General features: G+C 71.5%; 10 protein-coding genes. All 10 read right to left on the minus strand.

Translation table 11 applies throughout. The features are described from left to right. Window positions 1-8 precede the first annotated feature (8 nt). Window positions 9-1,160 carry an extracellular solute-binding protein gene (locus AB0C96_RS36650; protein ID WP_362923757.1) on the minus strand — a complete coding sequence of 384 codons (1,152 nt, stop codon included), beginning with the start codon at window positions 1,158-1,160 and terminating at the stop codon, window positions 9-11. Window positions 1,161-1,642: 482 nt separating this feature from the next. Then, window positions 1,643-6,337, minus strand: a complete 4,695-nt coding sequence (locus tag AB0C96_RS36655; RefSeq protein WP_362923759.1) for an amino acid adenylation domain-containing protein — start codon at window positions 6,335-6,337, stop codon at window positions 1,643-1,645. A gap of 41 nt (window positions 6,338-6,378) precedes the next feature. After that, entirely contained in the window at window positions 6,379-10,686 is a 4,308-nt protein-coding gene (locus AB0C96_RS36660) for an amino acid adenylation domain-containing protein (protein ID WP_362923761.1), read from the minus strand. Then, a complete protein-coding gene (locus tag AB0C96_RS36665) occupies window positions 10,679-11,653 on the minus strand; it encodes a 3-hydroxyacyl-CoA dehydrogenase family protein (RefSeq protein ID WP_362923763.1) in 975 nt (324 codons plus the stop codon). Before AB0C96_RS36665 ends, AB0C96_RS36660 begins: the two co-directional genes overlap by 8 nt. A gap of 32 nt (window positions 11,654-11,685) precedes the next feature. Continuing rightward, entirely contained in the window at window positions 11,686-17,085 is a 5,400-nt protein-coding gene (locus AB0C96_RS36670; RefSeq protein ID WP_362923764.1) for a condensation domain-containing protein, read from the minus strand. A gap of 22 nt (window positions 17,086-17,107) precedes the next feature. After that, on the minus strand, window positions 17,108-19,003 hold the full coding sequence (locus tag AB0C96_RS36675; RefSeq protein ID WP_362923766.1) for an amino acid adenylation domain-containing protein: 1,896 nt from the start codon (window positions 19,001-19,003) through the stop codon (window positions 17,108-17,110). Between the two features lie 23 nt (window positions 19,004-19,026). After that, window positions 19,027-20,076, minus strand: coding sequence for an HAD-IIIC family phosphatase (locus AB0C96_RS36680; RefSeq protein WP_362923768.1), 1,050 nt, complete (start codon window positions 20,074-20,076; stop codon window positions 19,027-19,029). Next, window positions 20,073-21,311 carry an acyl-CoA dehydrogenase family protein gene (locus AB0C96_RS36685; protein ID WP_362923770.1) on the minus strand — a complete coding sequence of 413 codons (1,239 nt, stop codon included), beginning with the start codon at window positions 21,309-21,311 and terminating at the stop codon, window positions 20,073-20,075. The genes AB0C96_RS36680 and AB0C96_RS36685 overlap by 4 nt, the downstream gene beginning before the upstream one ends. After that, window positions 21,295-21,564 (minus strand): phosphopantetheine-binding protein, encoded by a 270-nt coding sequence (locus AB0C96_RS36690; RefSeq protein WP_362923771.1) that lies wholly within the window; start codon window positions 21,562-21,564, stop codon window positions 21,295-21,297. The genes AB0C96_RS36685 and AB0C96_RS36690 overlap by 17 nt, the downstream gene beginning before the upstream one ends. Next, on the minus strand, window positions 21,561-22,580 hold the full coding sequence (locus AB0C96_RS36695) for a 3-oxoacyl-ACP synthase (protein WP_362923773.1): 1,020 nt from the start codon (window positions 22,578-22,580) through the stop codon (window positions 21,561-21,563). The genes AB0C96_RS36690 and AB0C96_RS36695 overlap by 4 nt, the downstream gene beginning before the upstream one ends. Window positions 22,581-22,937 lie beyond the last annotated feature (357 nt).

Here is a 22,937-nt window from a genome sequence, read left to right on the forward strand (position 1 = left end):
AGTCGCGGCTATCGGGAGACGGCCTTGGCCCAGCCCTGGGCAAGATCATCCTTGGCATAGCCCAGCTGCGCCTCGGTCGGGATACTCGGCGTGCCGGAGACCTTCGGCAGCTTGGCGGCCGCGGTCTTGTCGAGCGTGCCCTTCTCCTCCATGGCGGTCATCAGGGCCGGGCGGGCGTAGCCCTTGAGCCAGAGGTTCTGGCCCTCGGTGCTGTAGAGGTACTCCTCCCACAGTCGGGCGGCCGCCGGGTGCGGGGCGTCCTTGTTGATGGCCTGCGAGTAGTACTGCGAGTACTTGCCGTCCTCTGGGACCGCGACCTGCCAGTTGAGTCCCTTGCTCTTGAACTCGTCGGCGTAACTGGCGTTGAGGTAGTCCCAGTCGAGGACGATCGGCGTCCGGCCCTTCACGATGCTGGCCGAGGTGGACTGGACGGGCGTGAAGTTGCCGTTCCTCTTGAGCTTGCCGAAGAAGTCGATGCCGGGCTGGATGTAGTCGAAGGAGCCGCCGTTGGCGAGGGCGGCCGCGTAGACAGCGCTGAAGGCCGAAGCCGACTTGGTGGGGTTGCCGTTGAGTGCGACCTGCCCCTTGTACTCCGGCTTGAGCAGATCCTTGAAGGTGGTCGGACAGGTCTTCACGCGATTGGCATCGCAGCCGATGGAGACATAGCCGCCGTAGCCGTTGTACCAGCGGCTCAGCGAGTCTTTCTGGCCGTCGGGGATGTCAGCGTAATGGGCGACCATGTACCGCGCCAGCAGATCCTGCTGGGCGGCGCTGTACGCGAAGGAGCTGCCGAGGTCGAGGACGTCGGGCGCCCGGTCCTTGCCCTTGCGGGAGGTGACGGCGTTGATCTCGTCCTGGCTGGTGCCGTCCGGGTTCTCCACCTTGACCTTGATGCCGTACTTCTTCTCGAAGCCGTCGATCAGCGCGCCGTAATTGGCCCAGTCACGGGGGAGCGCGATGGCGTGCAGCGTGCCTTCCTCCTTGGCTGCCTTGACAAGCGCGTCCATGCCCCCGAAGTCCTTGGCCGTCATCGTGGTGGCCGCGCTCTGTCCGTCGGCGTTGGCCGACGCGTCGGGGCCCGCGCCACAGGCGCTGAGGACGAGTGTGGCGGCGACGAGGCCGCCGGTAAGGACGACGGATCTCGGCAGGTTCTCGGTCACGGTCTCTCCAGAGGGGTACACAAGGGGGCACAGGGGACATACGGGGATTCGCGTGGGGGGTGAGAACTTGTGCGAATAACTCGTCCGAACAAGCTGGCCATAGTAGGCACGTGGTCGATGTCTGATCCGTAACATCTTCGAAACTCTTGGCTACCATTCCTGCACATCTGTGGCACGCAAGGGTGTGTCACGGCGCCGCGCCCACGCTGGTCGCGCTGCGCATGCAGCGCACCACTCTGCGCGAGGGGGGTGTGGCGGCACGACACGAGGAGATCGTCGAGGAGCTGCGGCGGGCCGGAGCACAGCAAGACCGCGCCGAGCACCACGAACCAGGGCCGTCCCCGAACGCAGAAACCCCCGCCGGAGCCCGCCGACGGGGGTTCTCGCCTCTTGCCGCCCGTCATGGGGCGGCGGTCCTGCCCCCATCAGCGGTCTGTCGGTGCCTCCGGTGCCCGGTGACACCCCCCCGGGCATGGACGCCGTCAGCGTTCCTTCGGCCCTGACAGGTCGATGTCGTCGACCGGGATGTCCGGGGTGGCGGCGACCATACGCAGCAGCCGTGTGAAGCGGGTGCAGAGGGTCTCGACGGTCGACCGGTCGAACAGCTCGGTCCGGTATTCGACGACACCGTCGACGCCGTGGCAGGTGCCGTCGGCGTCCCGCCGCTCGAACAGGCCGAAGGTCAGGTCGAACCCGGCGGAACCCCTGCCGACCAGGTCCACCGTGGCGGACACGCCCGGTAGCTCCAGCCTTTCCGGGAGGGAGGGTGTGAGAACCAGCATCACCTGGAACAGGGCCCGGCCGAACACGGCCCGCCCGCTCGCCGCCCGCCGTGGCCCCTGCGCCTCCACGACCAGGTCGAAGGGCACATCCTGGTGGGCGAAGGCCCCCAGATCGGCTTCCGTGACCCGGCCGAGCAGCTCACGGAAGGTCGGCTCTCCCGAGGTGTCGGTGCGCAGTACGAGCGTGTTCACGAAGAAGCCGACGAGCCCGTCGAGCTCCGCGTCCGCGCGGTCGGACACCGCCGTGCCGATGGGGATGTCCGTACCCGCGCCGAGGCGGGTGAGCAGCGCGGCCAGTCCGGCGTGCGCCACCAGGAAGAGGCTGGCCTGCTCGTCCGCGGCCACCTCCAGGAGCTGCTCGTGTACGTCTGCGGGGACGGTGAAAGCCACCGTGTCGCCGGCGCTGTGCGCCGGGCGCCCGGACGGCGCCTGCTCCGTGCGGTCGGCGGGTAGCGGGATGCGTTCCGGCAGGCTGGTCAAGGTCTTGTCCCAGTAGGCGAGTTGACCGGACCGCAGGGCGCTGGGCTCGTCGTCGGTGCCGAGCAGTTCACGCTGCCACAGAGTGAAGTCGGCGTACTGGATGGGCAACGGCGACCAGCCCGGGGCGTCACCGCCGAGGCGGGCCCGGTACGCGGTGCCGAGGTCGTCCAGCAGCCGCCGCAGCGAGGCGCGGTCGCAGGCGATGTGGTGGAGCAGCAGGAGCAACGTCTGCCTGCGCGAGGTCTCGGTGGTGAACAGGACCGCGCGCAACGGCAGTTCGCTCTCCAGGCGGAAGGGGCGGCCGGCCGCGGCGTTCAACGCGTCCGGCAGCTGGTCCGGGGCGACGGGTTCGACCGTGAGTGCCGGGCGCGCGGCCGTGACCGGCAGGATGTGCTGGACCGCCTGGCCGTCCCGCTGCTGGACGAGGGTGCGCAGGGTTTCGTGCCGGGCCGTGAGGTCGCCCAGGGCGGCACGGAGCGCCTCCTGGTCCAGCTCGCCGTCCCAGCGCAGCACCAGGGGAACGTTGTAGGTGCTGTCGGGGCCGGCGAGCCTGTGCAGGAACCAGAAGCGGCGTTGGCCGAAGGAGAGCGGGACCGGCTCGGCGCCCCGGTCCTCGGCCAGCGGAAGCCGAGGGACGGGCCGGGGCCCCGGCGCCACGGAGGTGCCGCCCGGATGAGTCGTGTCGCCCAGATGAGCGGCGAGCCCCGCGACGGTCGGATGGGCGAAGACGTCCCTGACATCCAGCTCCGCCCGGGCGCCGAGACCGGCTCGGCGCACCATGGTGACCAGCCGTGTCGCCCGCAGGCTGTCGCCCCCGAGGTCGAAGAAGTCGTCGTCGGCGCCCACCTTCTCCACGGCGAGCAGGTCGGCGTACAGCCCGGCCAGTTCGGTTTCCAGCGGCGTGTCCGGGGCACGTGACGGCGTGTGCGCGCGGGCGTGCGGAGAAGGGAGCGCCGCCCGGTCCAGCTTCCCGTTGGGGGTGAGCGGCAGCCTGTCGAGCGGGACGAACAGGGACGGGACCAGATGCGCCGGAAGCCGCGCGCGCAGCCATTCCCGCAGCCGGGCGAGAGCCGGCCCGGGATCGTCCGCCGCCGTCTCGCGGGTGAGGACCACGTAGGCCACCAACTGCACGGCCTCGTCGGCTCCCTGGCCGCCGGCCGCCTTGGTGCGGGCCGGATCCTGCGGAACGCCGGAGCTCGCCAGCACGGCGCCGCCTGCCACGCCGGGGGCAGCCAGCAGCGCCGCCTCGGCCTCGGCCGGTTCGATCCGGAAGCCACGGATCTTGACCTGGTCGTCCGCCCTGCCGAGATACTCCAGTGAGCCGTCCTGACGGGCGCGTACGAGGTCGCCCGAGCGGTACAGCCGGGACCCGGCGGGGCCGAAGGGGTTGGCCACGAAGCGCTGCGCCGTCAGTGCGGGGCGGTGGAGATAGCCCCTGGCCACACCGGAACCCGCGACATACAGCTCACCGGCCACCCCCGGGGGCACCGGGCGCAGCTGGTTGTCCAGCACATACAGCCGGGTGCCGGCGATGGCCTTGCCGATCGGGACGACCTGCGCCGCACCGTGGTCGCGGTCCAGGTCGAGCCGGGTCGAGAGGACCGCGGTCTCGGTGATGCCGTACATGTTGACCAGGACGGGCGCGGAGTCCTGGTGCCGCCCGTACCAGGAACGCACGACGCCAGGGGACAGCGCCTCACCGCAGAAGACGACCCAGCGCAGGGCCAACTCCCGTCCCTGCTCCGGCTCTTCGGCGTCGGCCTGGTCCAGCGACCGGAAGGCGGAGGGCGTCTGGTTGAGCACCGTCACGCGCTCCCGCACCAGCAGGTCGAGAAGGGCGTGGGGGGAGCGGCTCACCTCGCGGGGGACGACCACCAGTCGGCCACCGTGCGCGAGGGCGCCCCACATCTCCCACACGGAGAAGTCGAAGGCACAGGAGTGGAACATCGCCCAGGTGTCGTCGGGGCCGAACCCGAACTCGGCGGCCCCCGCCTGCAACAGTGCCACCGGACCGCGGTGCGGGACCACCACGCCCTTGGGGCGGCCGGTGGATCCGGAGGTGTAGATGACGTATGCGGGATGGTCGGGCGTCAGCGGCCCCGTGCGGTCCGCGTCGGTCAGGTTGGCGTCGCTGTCCGTCGAGTTGGCGTCGCTCGCCGCTGCCGCGGGAGCTGCCACTGCCGCGGCCGCGGCAGCTCCCGACAGGTCCGTCCCGGAGAGAACGCATACCGGCTGGGCGTCGGCGACGATCCGCTCCGTGTGCTCCGGCGGCCATGCCGTGTCGAGCGGGAGGTAGGCCGCGCCGGTCTTGGACACCGCCAGGATCGCGGTGACCACGTCCTCGGAGCGGGGAAGCAGGACGGCGACGGTGCGTTCGGGTCCTGCGCCGCGCCGGATCAGCGTCCTGGCCAGCCGATTGGCGCGCGCGTTGAGCTCGGCATAGGTGAGCTGCCGGTCGCCGTGGCCGACCGCCGGGGCGTGCGGAGTAAGTGCGGCCCAGTGTTCGAACAGCTCGGGGAGTGTACGGGGCGAGGGGGGTTCGGGTGTGCCGATGCCCGGTACGAGCAACCTGCGCTCTTCCGGTGCCAGCAGATCCAGCTCTCCGACGGGGCGTCGGGGTTCGTCGATCAGCTGGTCGAGCAGGCGTACGCAGCGGTCGGCCTCGGCGGCGACCTCCTCGGGCTCGTACCGCCCGGCCTCGGCGTGCACCTCCACCATCAGGCCGGCCCGGCCGCGTTCCGGCCTGATCACGACGGAGAGGTCCTCCACCGCGCCGGTGTTGAGCTGTCTGAAGGTCATCGGCCGCCCGGCGAAACTGCGGCCGAAGCTGAAGGGGACGATGTTCGCGGTCAGTTGGAACGGCGCGTGCGCGGACCCGGTGAAGCCGAGGTCACGGCGGAGGTCCTCGTACCGATAGCGCTGGTGGTCGAGGGCGAGGGTGGTCGCCTCGCCGACGGTCCGGATCAGTTCGGCGGTTGGCCGGCGCGGGTCGACCGGTACCCGCAGCGGGAGCACGTTCGACGCTGCACCGGTCACGGCGGCCACCGTCTTGGTGGTGCGGCCGGCGACCGGGAACCCCACGACGACCTCATCGCCGCCGCCGGTGCGGGCATGGTCCAGCAGCACGGCGGAGGCGGTCGCCACCACCGTCCAGGGGACGCCGAGTTCGCGTGCGCGTGCGCGGAGGGCGGCCACCCGGTCCTCGGGCATCCGGGACGCACCGCGCACCGGTGCCCCGCCCGTCCGGCCGATGCCTGTCCGGCCGGGTATGTCCCGGCCGGGTGCGGCGGGCCGGGACATACCCGGCCGGACGGCTCCCCGCCAACCGGCCATCTTCGCCGTCCAGAACTCACGGTCGGCCTCGAAGTCGGGCGTGGAGCGGTAGGCCCGCTCGGCGTCGAGCAGGGTGTCCAACGGCACGTGGTGGCCGGGCTTCGGGGACTCGCCGCGCTCCAACGCCGCGTAGACCTCCCCGAGCCGGCGGGCGAACAGCGCCAGGCCGAAGCCGTCCACCACCAGGTGGTGGACGAGCAGATACCAGCAGACCCGGTCCTCGGAGAGGCGCAGGAACGCGGTCCTGAAGGCCGGACCGTTCTCCAGGTCGAGCGGGCGGGGCATGTCCGCCCGCATCCAGTCCAGCGCGGCGGCCATCGGTGCGGGTTCCCGCTGGAGGTCGACGACCGGTACGTGCCAGGCGGGGAGGGGGCCCGCCCATTGCCTCGGCTCCCCGGAGTCCGTGACGGCGAACCGGGACCTGAACGGCTCGGTCTCCGCCACGGCGAACCGGAAAGCCGCCTCGTACAGCTCCGGATCGAGATCTCCGGCGATCTCGAACACACTCGCCAGTTGGTACCGGACCGGAGACGCCAGCTGCTGCGCCATCCAGATCCCGTGCTGCATCGTGGTGAGCGGCATCGACGGGTGATCCGCCGAGTGCACAAGCTCCGGCTCGTTCCTCACGGAGTGTTCACCGACCCCTTCTGTGGTGCCTTGACGGCCCACCGTTCGACGAGGACGCGGCCGATGTCGCGGAGCGCGGCGGGTTGTCCCATCTCCATGTGCGTGCAGTCGACCGGCAGGACCTCGAGCGCCCCCTTGATCAGCGGGCGCCACAGGCCGAGTGTGGTCTCGGGCGAGTGGTCGTGCGAGGTGAACATCACGGTGTTCCCGCCGAACGGGCGAGGCCTGTGCGGGCCGGTGAGCCGCGCGTTGTTGGTGATGATCCGGGCCAGCGCGGCGACCCGCTGCTCGTCGAACGAGGCCAGCAGTCCCTCCTGCGCACGGGCGATCTCCAGGAACCGCGGATACGTCAGCGACTCGCCCGCCCACAGGGAGGGGTCGTAGCCGAAGAATTCCAGGAGCAACCCGAGGACGTCCCGGCCGGCGACCGAACCCGGCGCGGCCTCGACCGAGGCCGCGGCCTCGACCTCGGCCTCGGCCTCGGCGACGCCCGCGCCCGTGGGGTAGGCATCCAGGATCGCCAGCGTCTCCACCGACTCGCCGCTCTGCTCCAGCTGCACCGCCATCTCGTGGGCGACCGCACCTCCGAAGGACCAGCCGAGGAGGTGGTAGGGGCCCGTGGGCTGGACGGACCTGACATGGTCCAGGTAGTCCGCCGCCATCTCCCGCATGGACGCCGGCAGATCTTCGGTGCCGTCCAGGCCCCTGGCCTGAAGGCCGTACACCGGCCGGTCGGCGCCGAGCGGCGAAGTGAGTCCCGCGTAGCCCCAGGAGAAGCCCGCCGCCGCGTGCACGCAGAACAGAGGCGCCTTGTCGCCCGACTCCCGCAGCGGCAACAGGACTCCGATGTCGCTGTCGGACGTCTCCTGGATGCCCCGCCACCTGCTGCTCGCGGTGCCGTCGCCCGCCTCGGGCGAGGGGAGGGAGCCGACCTTTCCGGCGGGCTCGGCGGCCGCTTCGGTCAGGGCCGCTCGCCGCACGTCCTCAGCCTTCGTACGGTCCACCGCCTCCAGGCTCTTCGTACGGTCCACCGCCTCCAGGCTCTTCGTACGGTCCACCGCCTCCGGGCTCTTCGTACGGTTCGTCTCGCGCACGACCCGGGCCAGCGCTCCGACCGTCTTGTGCTCGAAGATGTCCTGCGCTGTGAGGACGAGACCCACCCGACGCAGTCGGCTCAGCAGCTGGATCGACATGATGCTGTCGCCCCCGAGGTCGAAGAAGCTGACGTCCGTTGCGACTTCGGGCAGCCGGAGCACCTCGCGGAACACCCGCGCCACGTGCTCCTCCCGCGCTCCGTCGGCGGTCATGGGGGCACCTCCCAGGCCCCCAGAGCCTGGGAGAGGATCGGCCTCCAGCGGCCGTACGCCCGTCGGCGGCTTCTCGCGGTCGAGCTTGCCGCTGCCCATACGCGGCAGCACTGAGGCGGCCTTCAGCTCGGCCGGGACCAGATGTGCCGGCAGCCGCTCGGCCGCCCAGTCCCGCAGCGCGTGGCGGCTGGGGATACGGGCTCCCTCAGCGGGCACCAGGTAGGCCACGAGTCGCGCGTCGCCACTCGTCCCCTTCCGGACACAGGCCATGACCTCGGTGACGGCGGGGTGCCGGGCGATCACCGCCTCCACCTCGCCGAGTTCGATGCGGAAGCCGTTGACCTTGACCTGGGCGTCCGCGCGGCCGAGGAAGTCGAGCTGCCCGTCGGGGCGCCAACGGGCCAGGTCACCGGTCCGGTACAGCCGCTCGCCGGGCGGGCCGAAGGGGTCGGCGACGAAACGCTCTGCGGTCAGCCCGGGCCGACGCAGATATCCCCGGGCAAGGCCGTCTCCCGCCAGGTACAACTCGCCCTGGCGGTCGGCCTCCACCTGGCGGAGTGAGCTGTCGAGCACGTAGGCGCGTACGTGGTCCAGCGGCCGTCCGATGGGCGGTGCGCCCTCCGGCACAGGTCCGTCGCCGGCCGAGGCGGTGGCGTGGACGGTGGCCGCGGTGGCATAGACGGTGGCTTCGGTGGGCCCGTACACGTTGAGCACCCGGGTGCCGGGCATGACCTCCCGGATCCGCGCGGCGAGGGTTGCGGGGAGTGCCTCACCGGTCATCGAGAGCGTCGTGGCCGACACCTCCAGATCACCGGTCTCCATCAGTTTGGAGAACACCGAAGGGATGGCGCACAGCAGACCGCCCGACCAGCGCGGCGGGTCGCCGTCGAGCAGCGACAGGAGATTGTCGACCACCTCGACGCTGCCGCCGCCCGCCAGCGCCGGGAAGATCTCGGCCACCGACACGTCGAAGCTGAAGGAGCTCGCCGCCAGCACGTGTGCCAACGACTCGGCGCCGAACTCGGCGGCCGCCCAGTCCACCAGCGCGACCACACCGCGGTGCGGCACCACGACCCCCTTGGGCGTACCGGTGGAGCCCGAGGTGTAGATGACGTACGCGGGATGCGAGGGCCGCAGCGGCTCGGGGCGGTCGGCGTCGGACGGTGCCGTGGGTGAGAAGTGCTCCAACTCCCCCGCGATCGCGGGGTCGTCGAGCCGGATGGTCGTGGTCGACCGGCTCATGACGTCCGCGACGCACGCGTCGGTGGCAGTTTCGGTCAGCACACAGACGGGTTCCGTGTCCTCGACCATGAAGCGGAGCCGCTCGGCCGGGTAACCGGGGTCGAGCGGCAGGTACGCGGCGCCGGTCTTGAGCACCGCGAGCATCGCCACGAGTGTCCCGGCGCACCGAGGGAGCAGCAGCCCGACGACCGACTCCGGCCCGGCACCCCGGTCGAGCAGGAGCCGGGCCAGCCGGTTGGCACGCGCGTGGAGTTCCGCGTGGGTGAGCTTGTCGTCGGCGCCGATGACGGCGACCGCGTCGGGGTGGCTCCGGGCCGCGCTCTCCAGCAGGTCGGTGAGCGTTCGGCGGGGTGCTCCGGAGGCCGTGCCGCTCGTCCGGGAGCGAAGGGTCGCCCACTCGTCCGCCGCCAGCAGGTCGAAGGTGCCCAGCGGGTGCCCCGGACCGGCCACGGCCAGGGACAGCAGACGCCCGAAACGCCCGGCGTGCGCGTCGAGTTCGGCGGCGGAATAGCGATCCGCCGCACCGCTGAAGACGACCCGCAGCCGCTGGTCCACGGGGTCGTCGTCGAGGACGACGCGTATGTCGTGGACCGGGTCGGGCACCAGGTCGTGGACCACCACGGACAGTTCACCGAACCGCACGAGGGTCCCGGGGGTGCGGATGTCGGCGATCGGCCCGAACGGCCGGGGTCGATCGTCCGGCGCCCCGGCCTCGCGACACAACTCCCGTTGGCCCAGCCGCTGGTGCCTGACCGCCTCGCGCGACTCCCGGGCTACGTCCTGGACGAGCTCGGCGAAGGTGGCGGCGGACCGTACCGTCAGCCGGAGCGGCACGATGTAATCGCTCGCGTCCGGGACACGCCTGCTCACCCGGCTCGGCCGGCCGTCCATCGGCATGCCGATCACCACGTCCGTGGCGCCGCTGAGCCGGTGGGTGTAGGCCGCCACGGCGGCGCTCAGCACCGCCCGTGCCGGCACACCGCCGTGGCGGGCGACGGCACGTACGCGTTCGGTGTCGGTGGTGCCGAGCGTCACCGGGCGGGAGTTCACCGGTGCCCGCGACCAGTCGGCGTCCCGGGCGGGAACGGACGCGAAGGTCACCGGCTCGGGGAGAGCGGCCAACCGCCGGCGCCAGTGGGCGCGGTCGGCTTCCTGCGCGGGAGAGCCGGCGTACCCGGCCACTGTCGAGGCCAGCTGGGCCCGGGTGGCCAGGGCGCCGTCAGCGGCCGAGCGGCCCTCTGCGAGCGCCGTGTACACCTCGGAGACCCGACGGGTGATCAGCGCACAGCCGAAGCGGTCGACATCGGCCCGGTGGTGTTGGTGGAACCAGTGGTGGTGGTCCGGGCCGAGCCGCAGCAACACCTGGGTGGACCAGGGCCGTCCGGTCTCCTCGCCGCCCCGTGCGGGCTCCGCTCCCCGCTCGAGCGCCGCGCGTGTCCACGCATCGGCCGCGCCCCGCGGGTCCGCCTCCGTGCTCAGGTCCACCACGGGCAGCGGCAGGCTGTCCGAGATCTCCGGGGCGGGCGGTCCGTCCGGTCCCTCGCCGGCGAAGCGCACCCGTCGTGCGGTGGTCTCCGCCACCACCTGGGCGACCGCCTTGCCCAGCGTGGTGAGGTCCAGGTCGCCGTGGATCTCCACGAGCTGGGCGGTCTGGCTGCTGGGGGTGGTGGGTCCCGAACCGGAGTGTCGTACGGCACGCCAGGCGTCCCGTCCGGCGGCGGACATGTCGGTGGGCGCGCCCTGGCGGTCAGCCATGGTCGGTTCCTCCCCGCGCGACGAGGTGCTGTGGCGAGTACTGGTAGAAGCCACTGCCCGACTTGCGTCCCACGTTGCCCTCGGCGACGAGACGGGCCAGCAGGGAGCAGGGGCGGAAGCGGTCCTCGCCGGTATGCCGGCGCAGCACCTCCAGCGAGTCGGCGATGGTGTCGAGACCGATGAGGTCGGCCGTGCGCAACGGCCCCATGGGGTGACCGAAGCAGTCCTGGAAAATGCGGTCCACGGTCTCGGCGTCGGCGGTTCCCTCGCCCAGCACGGCGGCCGCCTCGTTGAGCGTCAGCATCAGCACCCGGTTCGTGACGAAGCCGGGGGCGTCACGCACCACGAGGGCGTGCTTTCCGACGCGGGCGAGGAAGCCTTCCGTGCGCTCCAGGGTGAGACCGCTGGTCTCCGGTGCGCAGATCACCTCCACCGCGTCCTTGAGCGGCGCCGGGTTCATGAAGTGGGTGCCGATGACCCGGTCGGGGCGGGCGGTGAAGGACCCGAGGCGACTGACCGGGATGCACGAGGTGTTGGACGCGAAGATCGCCTCGGCCCCGCAGATCCGGTCCAGCTCGCGGAGGATCCCCTCCTTGAGGTCCTCGTCCTCCCGGGCGCACTCCACCACCAGGAGGGCGGCCGCCATGTCGGCGAGCTCGGCGGACCAGGTCACCAGGGACTCGGCGCGGGATGCGGACGCGCCCGTCTGCGCCTGCCGGGACCTCCGGCGCAGCAGCGTGGCCGTCCTGATCCCGGCGCGGAGCCGAGCCGGCCCCGAGGCCAGCGCCCCGGGGTCGTTGTCGACGACGACCACGGGGTGGCCGGCTTCGGCGAAGCACTGCGCCACACCGATCCCCATCGTGCCCGCGCCGACGATGCCCACCAGTGACCCGGCCGGAACGGTCTGCGCGGCTTGCGCGGTCTGCGCGGTCTGCGCGGTCTGTTGAACGTCTGTCTGATCGCCCACTGTTGCAGGTCTCCTTCGTCGGCCGAGCCGCGTCAGTCGGTGTGCGCGGGCCGTGCCGTGGCCGGCGTCGCAGGTGTGCTTGCGCTGGTCGTCGTGCGGATGGGCCACAGGCTGGACAGCGGTGCACCGGGGTCGCGGGTGGCCGCACGCAGCATCGCGAGCAGTCCTTCGACGAGGGCCCGGGCACTCGACCGGTCGAAGAGCTCGGTGCGGTAGTCCAACGAGATGGACAGCTCGTCCCGCCCCGGCCCTTCGACGACGGACCAGGAGAGGTCCAACTCGCTGCGGTCGGGCGGCAGCGTGAGCCGTCCCGCGTCCGTGTCGGGCCACCGCACGGGGGCCGCCTCCACCCCGGCCGCCGAACCGAGTGTCGCCGGCAGCGCGTGGTAGGAGTACGCCACATCGAACAGCGGTGCCCTGCCGGGCTCGTCGGGCAGTCCGGCCGCGTGCACGATGTCGGTGAGCGGCACATCCCGGTGCTGTTCCGCGCCGGTGACGGCGCGCCGCACCCGGTCGGTGAGCTCCTCGAAGGACGGGTCGTCGGCCAGGTCCAGCCGCAGCGGCAGGCTCGGCGCGAAGGGACCCACCCGAGTGCGGGCCGCCGAGAGGGGAAGCGCCGTGCCGGTCAGCCCGATGAGCGCCTCGTCCGCCTCCGTGTGCAGGGCGAGCAGGGCGGTGAGGGCCGCCAGCACGCTCTCCCTGGTCCCGGAACGACCCACCGCGTGGGCGAGGTCGTCGGGAATCCGGGATCCGAGGGTGGCGGTGGCGCGGGTGCCGTGGGCAGGCCGGGCCCGGTCCAGCGGCGGCGCGCCATCGGCCAGTCCCGTCAGTGTCCGTCTCCAGTAGGCGAGTTGGTCGTCCCTCTGGGGGCCGGTCCAGGGCTCGGTGTGCTCGCCGGACAGCGTGGGAAGCTCGGGCGGCTCGGCCCGGCGTCCGTCAAGGCGGGCGCCGTACAGAGCGAGCAGGTCCCGGAAGAACACCTCCGGCTGACCACCGTCGTAGGCCTGCCGGTGGGTGGTCACCAGCAGGACGTGCTGCGCCGGGCCCGTCGTCGCGAGGAGCGCGTGGAGCCGGCGCCCCGATGCCGGGTCGAGTACGAGTGCGGCCTCGGCCTGCGCGATCTCCCTGGCTGTGAACAGGGGCTCGCTCTCGCCGGAGACGTCCGCGGTGGTGAAGAAGCCGTCGCCGAGCAACGAGCCGTGCCCCACGGCTCCGACGGTCCTGGCACGCAACACCTCATGCCGCTCGGCCAGTTCCTCCAGCGCGGCGCGCAGCGCGGGGAGCCGCACCTCGCCGCGCAGCTCAAGGCAGCTGACGACGGGGGCGGCGACCGGGACCACCGGGGCGGGCGGCGTGTCCGGTCGGTCCGCGACCGGTCCGGTCGCCGAGGGAGGACCGCCGGGGAGGTCGCTGTAGCACGTGTTCTCGTTGTCCGCGACGGCGTGCAGCAGCTCCAAGAACGCCTCGGACATGGCGGAGATCGTGTCGGCGTCGAAGAGCTGCGTCGCGTACTCCATCATGACCACGATCTCGTCCTCGTCCGCCAGCTCGCCGACGACCATCGAGAGGTCGAACTTGGCGGTGCCGGGGGGCAGCCCGGGGAAGTGCGGGATGATCTCCGGGTCGTGCGCCGGTCCAGTGGCGATCTCGCCGAAGGCGGCGGCCGGTGGCAGCGTCTGGTGCACGTACATCACGTCGAAGAGCGGGTTACGGCTCGGATCACGGGCGACCGCGACCTCGCGCACGACCTTGTCGAACGGGATCTCCTGGTGGTCCAGGGCGCCGAGCACCACCCCGCGCACCTGGCGCAGCAGCTCGCGGAAGCTCGGGTCACCCGACAGGTCCGAGCGCAGCGCGATGGTGTTGTTGAAGAAGCCGAGCAGACCCCACAGTTCGGGCCGGCTACGGCCGATGGTCGAGGTGCCGACGACGATGTCCCGCTGGCCCGACCAGCGTGCGAGCAGCACTTTGAGCGCAGTGAGCAGCACCATGAACAGAGTGGCCGTCTCCTGGGCGCCCACCTCGCGCAGCCGCTGCACCAGTGCGCCCGGGATGGTGAACCCGTGGGTCGCACCCGCGAAGTCCATCCGGTCGGGGCGCGGCCGGTCGGTGGGCAGCTCCAGCGCGGGCGGGTCGCTCAACCGTTCGCGCCAGTAGCTCAGTTCACCGTCAAGGCGGGAGTCGGCCACCAGCTCGCGTTGCCAACGCGCGTAGTCCGCGTACTGCACCGGCAGCGGCTCGATGTCGGGGGCACGGTTCTCCAGGCGGGCCGTGTAGAACTCCAGCAGCTCCTGCTTTTGGATCTGCGGAGCCCAGCCGTCGTTCACCGCATGGTGCATGCACCAGCAGACGATGTGGTCGTCGTCGCCGATCCGCACGACGGTCACCCGTACGAGCGGATCGTGGGCGATGTCGAAGACCCAGCGCATGGCGGAGGTGATGGCCGCACCCGCCGCGGCCTCCGGGGCATCCTCGCCCGAGACATCCAGATACGTGAAGAAGTCGCCCAGTTCGGGCCGGATCCTGAGCCCGGATCTGCCGTCGTCCTCGACGAGATTGGATCGCAGCGTCTCGTGGCGCCGCGCCAGGTCCTCCCAGGCCAGTCTGAACTTCTCGACGTCCAGGGGGCCGCGGTACCGGGAGGCGCCGGGAAGGTTGTAGAGCGTGGACGTCGGGTCGAGCTGGTGGTGGAACCACATGCGCTCCTGCCCGTACGACAGCACCGGCTCCCCGCCCGGGACGATCGGCGGCAACTCGGCGTCGGGCACCTCGGGGACGACCGGGGCCGTCGGCGCGGCCGCGGCACCGGGCGATTCCGGCGCGGGAGCGTGCCGCGCCCTGTCGTGAATGGCGTCCGCGAGCGCGCTGACGACGGGATGGTCGTAGACGTCCGCCATCTTGAGCCGGACCCCGTGCCGCTCCCGTACCAGCGCCAGGAGCTGGACGGCGATGACGGAGTTGCCGCCGATGGAGAAGTAGTCCGCGTCGGCCGGGATCTCATCCGCGTGCAGCAGATCGACGAGGGTCTCCCGCAGCCAGGCCAGTACGGTCCCGGATTCCGCGGTCCGTTGCCGGCCGGGTGCGCGGACCGGCTCCTCGGCTGCCGGAGAGGGGGCCGGAGACGGAGACGGCACCGGAGCCGGAGCCGATACCGGAGCTGGTACCGGAGCTGGAGCTGGTACCGGAGCCGCAGCCGATACCGCAGCCGGAGCCGGAGCAGTGGGCCGATGGAGCGCTTCGTCGAAGGACAGCACCTCACCCAGTGGCCTGGCCCAGCAGCGAACGCCGGTGAACGGATGTCCCGGCAGCGGAACCCGGCCCGCCGACGGGTCGGCCCGCAGCATCGACCAGTCCAGGCCGACGCCCTCCTCGTACAACCTGCCCAGCAGCTCCAGGACGGCGGCGTCGGCGTCGGCGGCACCGGGCCGCAGACGGAACACGCGGGCGCCCGCGCGGTCGTGGAGGTGGGCTGTCAACCGATCGCTGATCTCGCCATGGGGCGCCAGCTCCACGAACACCACGGGGCCGTCGGAGAGTTGCTCGTCCGCCGCCGCGTGGAGCTGCTCCACCCGTAGCGGGTTGCCCGCCACCGCGGGGTCCTGCCCGCTGCGTGCTCGCCGCAGGGTGGCGGTGTCCTCGGCGCTGAGATCGCCCCGCAGGTACCGGGCGGTGTAGCGGGAGATCCCCGAACTCACCAGCCCGTCCGGCGAGACGCCGGCCCGGACCAGCCGCTGGTACGTCGCGAGCTGTCCGGCGACCATCGCGGCACAGTCGGCCGGTACGGGCAACTCGTCCGGCAGCTGATCGCATGGCTCGTCGGGTGTGGCGTCCGCGGAGAGCAGGAAGACCACCCGAGGTGCGGCCATGGCGTCGGTGGCAACCGTCTCGGGCGCCTCGGGCGTCTCGGGCGCCTCGGGCCGACGCCAGGTGACCTCGGCGGCCAGGCGTGCCGCGAGCTCGGAGGTGTCCCGGGCGACCACGGACGCACGGTGGGCGTCGTGGTCCCTGCCCTCGTTCAGCGTGCGCGCGACGTCGGCCAACGGGTGGGCGGTGTGACGCAGTTCGAGCGACAGCCGCTCGCAATGGGAGAGCAGGTCCGCCCGGCTGCGGGCGGACACCGCGACCAGCTGCGGTCTGCTGACGGCGGGGCGTACCGGGGCGGTCACCGGGGGCTGCTCCAGCACGCAGTGCGCGTTGACGCCGCCGAGGCTGAACGAGCTCACGCCCGCCCGGCGTGTCTCGTCGTCCCACTGCTCGAGCGAGGTGACGACCTCAAGGCGGGCGCCTTCGAGATCGACCTCGTCGGCGGGCTCCTCGAAGTGCAGCGAGGGATACAGCTCACCGTGGTGCACGCTGAGTACCGCCTTGACCAGCCCGGCGATTCCCGCGGCGTGGTCCAGGTGCCCGATGTTGGTCTTGACCGAGCCCACTTTCACCGTACGGTCGACATCGGGACGGGCGAGGGCCAGGCCCTCGGCCTCGACCGCGTCGCCGAGCCGGGTGCCCGAACCGTGCGTCTCGATGTATCCGGCGGTCGCCGGGTCCAGCGAGGCATTGCGCCACGCCTTGGTGATGACGTGGGCCTGCGAGCGGGCACTCGGTGTGCTGACGGTCGCGGAGTGCCGACCGTTGTGCACCACGGCGCTGCCGCGGATCACGGCATGGATGAACGAGCCCTCCGCCAACGCCCGTTCCAGCGTGGTGAGGAACACCACCGCGCCGCCCTCGCCCCAGCCCGCGCCGTCCGCGGCACGGTCGAACGCGCGGGACCGGGCGGTGGGCGAGGCGATGGCGGGGAAGTCGGCCATCGTGGCCGCCGGCGGCACGATGTGGCGCAGGCTCACACCGCCCACGACGGCGTGGTCCGCGTCGCCGTCACCGAGTTCACGGCATGCCTGGTGGACGGCGACGAGCGAGCCGTTGCAGCCGGTGTCCACGCCGTAGCAGGGGCCGGTGAAACCGAAGACGTGGGAGATCCTGGCCGGCAGGGCGCAGGGGATGTTTCCGTTCAGGCTGAGCGTGCCGTGCTCGCGCACCAGAGGTGCGTAGCCGTTGTTCGGCGAGCTGAAGATCACCGCTGTCCGGCTGTCCCGGAGCCCGGCCGGGGCGTATCCGGCGTTCTCCAGCGCTTCCTGGGTGAGCTGGAGTGCCAGCCGGTGCTGCGGGTCGGTCACCTCCGCCTCGCGACGGGACATCCCGAAGCGCTTGTGGTCGAAGAGGTCGATCCGGTCGAGGTAGCCCTGCTCCGGATAGTCGCGCTGGGGATCGAGCCCTGTGCTCCGGATCCGTTCCGCTGGGATCGGGCGCACCGAGTCCCTCCCCGCCCGCAGGTTCGCCCGGAAGGCGGCGAGGGAGTCCGCCTGCGGGAATCGCGTGGCGATGCCGATCACCGCGACGGCCGGTCTGCCGTGTGTCACGCCCGTACCGCTCATGTCACCTCTCCGTTCACGCGTGTCAGAGCTCGTATGTGGCCGGTGGGGTGTGTTCCTCGCCTTGCGCGTGCTCGCCCAGGCGGTCGGCGATGAGCTGCGCCTGGGTGGCGATGGTGATGTAGTCGAACAGCTCGCCCACCCGCAGCGCCTCGGGCCATCGCTTGTCCAGCCTGTCGTGCAGGTCGATGACCTTGATCGAACTCCCGCCGACGGCGAAGAAGTTGTCGTCCGGTCCCGAGCCGGAGTGCCCGAGGACCTCCGCCCAAATCCGGCCGACGGCGAGCCGGTGCCCGCTCCAGTCCCCGCCCGGGATGCCCCCGGATGCCTGCCGGTCTGTCGGGATCAGCGTGCGGAGCGTGGCCCGGTCCACCTTGGTGCTGCGGTCCAGCGGCATGTGGTCGACCGGTACGAACAGGGTCGGTATGGCCTGCTCCATCAGTCGGCCTCGACAGTGTTCGCGCAGCTTCGAGGCGTCCGGCGGCCCGCTGCCGGGTGTCGGTAGGACAAAGGCGATCACCTGCGGCTCGTCCTGCCCCGCGTGTTCGCAGAGCACCACCGCCTGCTCCACGCCCGCATGGCGCTCCAGCACGCTTTCGATCTCGCCGAGTTCGATCCTGGTACCGCGGATCTTGGCCTGGTCGTCCGTTCTGCCGTGGTAGTGCAGCGCGCCCCGCTCGTCGACGCTGGCGATGTCCCCGGTGCGGTAGAGGCGCCCGCCCGGCCGCCCGTACGGGTCCGCGACGAAACGCTCGGCCGTACGGGCCGGCTGGTTCGCGTAGCCGAGCGCCACGAGGGAGCCGCCGACGTAGAGCTCGCCCCGTTCCCCGGCCGGGACTTCACGCAGCCGCTCGTCCAGTACCAGGGTCCGCGCTCCCGGCCAGGGCCGCCCGATGGGGACACGGTCCCGGGTCGGGTCCGGATCGATCTCCACCGTGCAGGCGATGGTCGTCTCGGTGGGTCCGTACTCGTTGACGAACCGGGTCCCTGGCAGTCGCTCGTTGTGCGCGCCCACCAGCGGAGGGGTGCACGCCTCACCCCCCACGACCACCACCCGCAGTGTGTCGGGCAGGCCGCCGGGATCCTGGAGCACCGCCCGGTAGTAGGAGGGAATATTGAACAGGTGTGTCACACGGTGTTCCCTGGCCAGCCGGGTGAACTCCGCCACTTGCACGAGCTGTCGGGCGTCGGGGAGCACCAGCGTGTGACCGTCGGTGAGCGACCAGAACATTCCGCCGAGAATCCCGTCGAAGGACAGCCGCAACGCGATCAGGAAGACGGAGTGCTCGGTGCCGTACACCGGCCCCCGGCAGCCGATGGACGTCGCGAGCTGGCCGCGGCTGACCATCACGCCTTTGGGCACACCGGTGGATCCCGAGGTGTAGGCGACGTAGGCGGGGCTTTGCTCAGGGACCGGTGGGTACGGGTCGGTGGGCAGCTCCTGCCCCGCCTCGACGAGCCGCGTCAGGTCGAGGTCCGCCGCGTCCAGGACCGTCGGCGGGGCGGGCATCGCCGAGAGCACGGAGGCCGGCACGGCGTCGCCGCCCTCGCTCAGCACCACCGCGCAGTCGACGTCCCGGCACAGCGCCTCGAACCTCCCGACGGGCAGGTCAGGTTCCAGGACCGCCCAGGTGGCACCCGTGCGCAGTGCGGCGAGCATGGCGACCACGGACAGGGCGCTCTGCTGCGTCCGGACGCAGACGACCCGCCCCGGCCGCAGCCCGTGCTGCCACAGCAGCCGCGCAAGTCCGGCCGAGGCATGGTCGAGCTCGCGGTACGTCAGCGAGACCCCGCCGATGATGAGCGCGGTCGCCTCGGGCACCCTTGCCACCTGGCCTCGGAAGGCGGCCCACACCGGCCGTACCTCCGCCGGGGCGTGTGTGGGGGCGAACTCATCGGTGCCACCGGGGTGTCGGGTCATCGCAGCCTCGTTTCCTCTGCCGTTCATGCCGCACCGGCGATCACGCGCGTGTGGCCCGGGGCCTTGGGCAGTGGGCGCTCCGGGTCCACGGTGAGCACGAGGCGGTCCTCGTCGGTGACCGTCGCCTCGTAGCCGGCGAAACGCATCATGACCAGCATGTTCCGGTTGGCCTCGGTCGGGATGAAGTGCGCGACGGGGCGCTGGCCGGCCGCCAGGGCCTGTTGGATCAGATGGTGCAGCAGCACGCTCCCCGCACCGCGCGAGGCGACCCGGCAGGACATCAGCATCAGCCGCAGGACCGAGTCCGGCCCGATGAGTTCGGTGACGGCCAGGCCGATGATCCCGTAGTCACCGAAGCGGTCGCGGAGCGTGGCCAGCAGCACCTGATGGTCCGGTGAGGAGCTCAACCGGCGCAGTTCGTCGATGTCGTAGGTCAGTCCTGTGCTGTTGAGCTGGTGCGTACGGACGGTCAGCTCGCTGGCCCGGGACAGGTCTTCCTCGGTGGCCGGGCGCACCTCCATGACCAGGTCGAGCGAGTCGAGGAACGCCTGGCGTCCTTCGGTGAACTCCTCCTCGGCCTCTCGGCGTTGCCACTCGGCCTGGTAGAGCCGGCGTCGCCCGGTGGCCTCCGCGGTGATGTGGTCGGGCCGGAACTCCTGGTATTCCGGCAACCGTTCGACCTCCGTCGCCGCATAGCAGCGGACCATGGGGAGTTCGCTCGCGACCTCCGCCCGCTCCACCGGGTCGTTGTCGACGAACGCGATGGTGTCCAGACCGATGTTGAGGGCCTTCGCGATCCGGCGCACCGCAGCGGACTTGGTACCCCAGCCCACCTCTATCGCGCAGTACCAGTCGGCCAGTCGACGTTCCGTCAGATGGCGTTGAGTGACGCTGCGTTCGCCACGGCTGGCGGCGGCGTGCAGGATGCCGCGACGGTCCAGCTCGGCCAGGGTCTCCAGCGCCGAGGGGAAGGGGGCGGGATCGTCGCCCTCCAGCACCACCCCGTCCCACAGGGTGTCGTCCAAGTCCCACACCAGGCACTTGACGGTGGGCGCGCCCGCTGCCGCTGTCACGGCGCCTCTCCGGGAAGTCGGGGCCCGTCGGGGCGGTCCGCGCCGCGCGCCGCATTGCCGAAGCGCCGCAACAAGCGCTCGGCTATGTGAAGTTCGGACACTTGCTGGGCTCCTTCGATGATCTCCATGACCTTGGCGTCCCGGAAGTGACGGCCCGCCCTGCTGTCGGGCGCGCAGCCGGCCGAGCCGAGCACCTGTACGGCGGCGCGGCTGCCCTCCGCCGCCGCGGAAGCCGCCGCGTACTTGGCCATGAGCGTCTCCGACACGCCGTGACCCGGGCCCGAGGCCCGTGCCTCCGCAGCCCTGCGGGCGAGTTGCCGGGCCCCGGCGGCGTCCACCGCGGCCCTGGCCAGCAGTGACCGGACCAACTGGTGGTCCCCCAGGGGGACGTCGCCCTGCCGACGGGCCGCGGCGTGGGTGGCGGCGTCCTCGACGCACGCCTCCGCCATGCCCACGCATCCCCAGGCGACCGTGAACCGGCCGTGGTCGAGCGCGGTGCCGGCGACATGGGAGAGTCCCAGGCCGGGAGGGGCGACGAGCTGATGCCGGGGCACCCGCACGCCGTCGAAGGACAGATGGGCGATCCGGGCGCCCCGCATGCCGAGCTGGCCGTTCACCGGCTCCCGCTCGACACCGGCGCGGTCCGCGTCCACGAGCACGGCGGCCGGCTTTCCCTCGTACGTGCCGAGGACCAGGAACACGTCGGCGACCGCACCGAAGGTGACCCACCTCTTGCGGCCGCTCACGACCAGTTCCTGGTGGTCCGACCGGCCCGACGCCTCGATACGGGTTTCCACCGACCCCAGCGCGCTGCCGGCGCCCTGCTCGGTCGCCGCGAAGCCGGCGGTCAGCTGGCCGCCGGCCAGCCTGGGCAGCCAGTCGGCCCGCTGTGCCTCGGTGCCCCAGCGCAGCAGCGCCGCCGCGATCATGCCTTGTACGGTCAGCAGCCCGCGCAGGGCGCTGCACTCACCACCGATCCGTGCGGTGATCTCCCCGAGCGTGAGCGGATGGAGGCCGGCGCCCCCGTACCGCTCGGGCAGGTCCGCGGCGAGCAGTCCCGACGCGGCGACCTCCTTACGCACCGAATCGGGCAGTCCGCCGTCCTGGTCCCAACGAGAGGCGCAGTCATGGGCGTCGGCCGCCAGATCGGCTGCGACCCGGGACAGGTCCACGGGCTCCACGGGCGGCAGATCCGTCGTCGCAGCGTCGGGGCCGCTTTCAGGAACCCTCGGCATGTGCCTCTCCCAATTCGGGCGCTCCGGTCTTGCGCCGGACGAACTCCGTGATGCGGTTGGCGGTCCTGAAGCTGTCCAGATCCAGGTCCTCGACCTCGACGGCGAGGCCGAAGTGGCTCTCGACGAAGGTCACCAGCTCCAGGGCGAACAGTGAGTCGGCGAGGCCCTGTTCGAAGTAGTCGTCGTCCGGCTCCACCTGCCGACGAAGAGCCGCGCTCAGAAAGCCGGTGATCTGCGAGGTGATGTCGTTCATGCCGTGTCCTCCTGTGAACCTGTCTCGACCAGCAGCAGACTCCAGGCAGCCACCGGGCTCACGTTGATCAGGACCGCAAGGTCGCCGGGGGCCAGCTCCTTGCGGTCGAGTGCTGTGCGGAGATTGAGGAAGACGTCATTGGGACCGAGGTGTCCGTACTGCCGGAGGTTCTCCCGGCACGCCGGCAGCAGTTCGATGTCCAGGGAGTCCTCGAGGAAGGCGAAGCTCCCGACGGACAGATTCTGGCTGACGAAGCCGGCGACGTCCCCCCGGCCGATTCCGTTGCGCCGCAGCAGGTCGCCCAACATCGCGGAGAGGCGGTTGCGCGTCTCCATGGCCAGGCGGAAGGAGTAGGTGTTGGGCTCCGTGCACTGTTCGCGCCACTGAGCGGTGGGGCGGTCCCGGTAGTCGACGTGGAAGAGGTCCCAGTAGCGCCCGTTGGTCAGCTGCGCGATGTCGAGTACCCGTATCCTCCCGCTGCGGGAGAGCAGCAGTGCCTGCCCGCCGTCGCCGTTCACTGTGACGGGGTGGCGGTAGCGCAGGGCGGCGGCCGGCTTGCTGCCGTGCGCGACCAGGACATGGTCCAGGGCAGGGTCTGCGGCCAGCAGTCCGCGGGCCGTCAGCAGGGCCGGGGTGATCGAGACACAGCCGAGCCCGCCCACCGAGAAGGTGGTGGCGTTGTCGGCGCCGAGTCGGTGCTGGAGCCTGGTCACCTCGGAGCTGAGGAACGTCTCCTGGACCCGCGACTCCACCATCACCAGGGCGCCCAGGTCCCGGGCGTCAAGTCCCGCCTGTTCGAGCGCCCGGCGCGCGGCGCGTTCCGCGAGAGTGACGGAGTCCAGCCGGTCGTCCGCCCGGACCGTGTCGATGCCCAGACCGTCGCGTGTGGCGCGCTCGGTCTCGTCGAGCGTCCGTACATCGGTGATCGGCAAGGTGTGCTCGGGCAGATACCAGGCGGCGCTGCGGATGGCGACGGGTGCTGCGCCATGCTGGAGGGCCTGCTGGGACACGGTCATTCCCTCTCGTCTAAGGCAGGATGTCCGGGCTGTCGGCCGATCTCTGCGACGTACCGGGCCGAGGGGCTTCGACACGGATGGGCAAGCGCCCGGACAGGACGGTGGGGGCCACATGCTCAAGAACCGGACGGGAGTGCTTCAGACTGCCCTGGGGGCCGTATGGCCGCCTCGATGATCTCGCAGACCGATTCCTTGATCTGGGCACGCTGTCAGCCGGTGATGGTGACCGCGTTGGTCATATCGCCTCCAGATGAATGCATTCGCCGGGACGTCCCGGATTCTCCCGAGGGCAACTGACGCCGAACTGACGCACCGCTGACAGCACGTTGAGGGAGTGTCACTGGGCCGCTGTCGGCG

The sequence above is a fragment of the Streptomyces sp. NPDC048506 genome (genome assembly GCF_040651315.1).
GTDB lineage: Bacteria > Actinomycetota > Actinomycetes > Streptomycetales > Streptomycetaceae > Streptomyces.

Coding starts and splice junctions, on each gene's coding strand:
- AB0C96_RS36675 (WP_362923766.1), bottom strand. CDS start 19,003: ATGACCCGACACCCCGGTGGCACCGATGAGTTCGCCCCCACACACGCC.
- AB0C96_RS36690 (WP_362923771.1), bottom strand. CDS start 21,564: ATGAACGACATCACCTCGCAGATCACCGGCTTTCTGAGCGCGGCTCTT.
- AB0C96_RS36660 (WP_362923761.1), bottom strand. CDS start 10,686: ATGGCTGACCGCCAGGGCGCGCCCACCGACATGTCCGCCGCCGGACGG.
- AB0C96_RS36685 (WP_362923770.1), bottom strand. CDS start 21,311: ATGCCGAGGGTTCCTGAAAGCGGCCCCGACGCTGCGACGACGGATCTG.
- AB0C96_RS36655 (WP_362923759.1), bottom strand. CDS start 6,337: ATGCCGCTCACCACGATGCAGCACGGGATCTGGATGGCGCAGCAGCTG.
- AB0C96_RS36670 (WP_362923764.1), bottom strand. CDS start 17,085: ATGAGCGGTACGGGCGTGACACACGGCAGACCGGCCGTCGCGGTGATC.
- AB0C96_RS36695 (WP_362923773.1), bottom strand. CDS start 22,580: ATGACCGTGTCCCAGCAGGCCCTCCAGCATGGCGCAGCACCCGTCGCC.